This window comes from Spirulina sp. 06S082 (assembly GCF_034932145.1).
GTDB lineage: Bacteria > Cyanobacteriota > Cyanobacteriia > Cyanobacteriales > Spirulinaceae > CCY15215.
In genome coordinates this window covers 1-1,434 of the sequence record NZ_JAYGHV010000264.1, presented here as the reverse complement: position 1 = coordinate 1,434, position 1,434 = coordinate 1, and the positions used below count along the sequence as shown (strand labels likewise).

At 38.8% G+C, this 1,434-nt stretch carries 2 protein-coding genes and 1 pseudogene; all 3 read right to left on the bottom strand.

The genetic code is table 11. The annotated features are described in order from the left end of the window. A pseudogene (locus tag VB714_RS15485) lies at nt 1–450 on the bottom strand (hypothetical protein); the annotation flags it as partial. A 131-nt stretch (nt 451–581) separates the two neighbouring features. Then, on the bottom strand, nt 582–1,223 hold the full coding sequence (locus VB714_RS15480; RefSeq protein WP_323225531.1) for a hypothetical protein: 642 nt from the start codon (nt 1,221–1,223) through the stop codon (nt 582–584). 21 nt (nt 1,224–1,244) lie between these two features. Then, a partial coding sequence (locus tag VB714_RS15475; protein WP_323225530.1) for an ATP-binding protein occupies nt 1,245–1,434 on the bottom strand: 190 nt, incomplete at its 5' end.

Genomic DNA, 1,434 nt, shown 5'->3' with positions numbered 1-1,434 from the left:
ACTCCCCATTTGTTTCGCGGAAACCGTTGCATTAGTGAGGGTGCTTTCAAAGTTACCAAAAACAATTTCTGCCTCATCTAAAAGGGGTTCTACTGCGGCTAATAATTCTTCTTTACGAGGATGTAAGCGATTATGGGGATAGTTAGTACCGGGAATAATATCGCCGACAGCTTTAATCCGCAGGCGATCGGGTTTGGGAAAATCGGGGACATTATCAACAATCAATTTTACTGTCGATTCTTCAGACAGTTTATTCGCTTCTTGAACCGAACTATAACCCACACCCAAAATAAAACTAAAAGTACAAAAAATAGTCCTTAAAAAAATTCGACTACTTGGGGTTAGTTCGCTGCTAATCTCTCGCAATAGCTTCCCCCAAAACAAAGCTATTTTTTCTTTCTCTAGGGAATTTTCCTTATCCCTAATATTCTCATATTCTTGGACTAACATCGATTTTTCCTCACACCAAATTGCTCTCTATGGTAACATCGGAAATAAAAAATGAGAAGCACTTTTGCTTCTCATTTTCTACATTGATTTGATTGGTATTAAATTTTACGCGATCTCACCTTGGCGATCGCCTATTCCTCTTCTTCTTCAGTATTTTTCGATACATTCTCCTCGCTTTTTGTCCTCTCACTTCCTGTGTTAAGTGAAAAATCTAGATTAGATTCTAGATTCCAGGCGATCGCGTTGAGTATTAATTTCCCATTCCCCGTACAATTCTCGCGAAACTCTTCTTGATGGGCGATCGCAAGGCCAACTCGCTCAATGATTTTACCATATTTTTTCTCTTTTGCCAGTTCTTTTTCTTCAGAACTTAAGGGACGACTTCGATCCAAAATAACTTCAATAATGGGAGTATAAGGAGATGCGTCTTCTGCTGCTTCTTGGACTTCAATTTGCAATTTTGTTAACTGCACAATCTCTTGGGCTCCCTGTACGATGGGAAGTAATTCTCGATCTGTTGTTTCCATGTTTCCTTTTGTAGATGGAGGGGGGACATAAAAAATATTATCTCGAGTGATACCATCGGGAAACTTATCTTCTGCAATTTCCCCATTTTCCCACTTTTGATTGACAATTTCTAAGGCTTTCTCTCTGTTTTTTTCTGTATCTCCACCTCGACCTTCTACCTCAATTCTAAACCCCTGATGTTCTTCTGGAGGTTGAGATAGATCGCTAACCGCAACATAATGAACAATTGATTTTGTTCTAGCCATAATGAATTTTTCCTATTATCCTTAAACTGGACTATCAAGAGGTAAGAGAACTTCAAATTCCGTTCCCACTCCAACTTCAGACTTGAGTTTTAACTCCCCTCGGTGTTTTTCAGCAATAATTTTATAGCTTATTGCCAAACCCAAACCCGTGCCTTTACCAACTGCTTTTGTGGTGAAGAAATTTTCAAAAATCCTTCCTTGAATTTCCAGA

Coding starts and splice junctions, on each gene's coding strand:
- VB714_RS15480 (WP_323225531.1), bottom strand. CDS start 1,223: ATGGCTAGAACAAAATCAATTGTTCATTATGTTGCGGTTAGCGATCTA.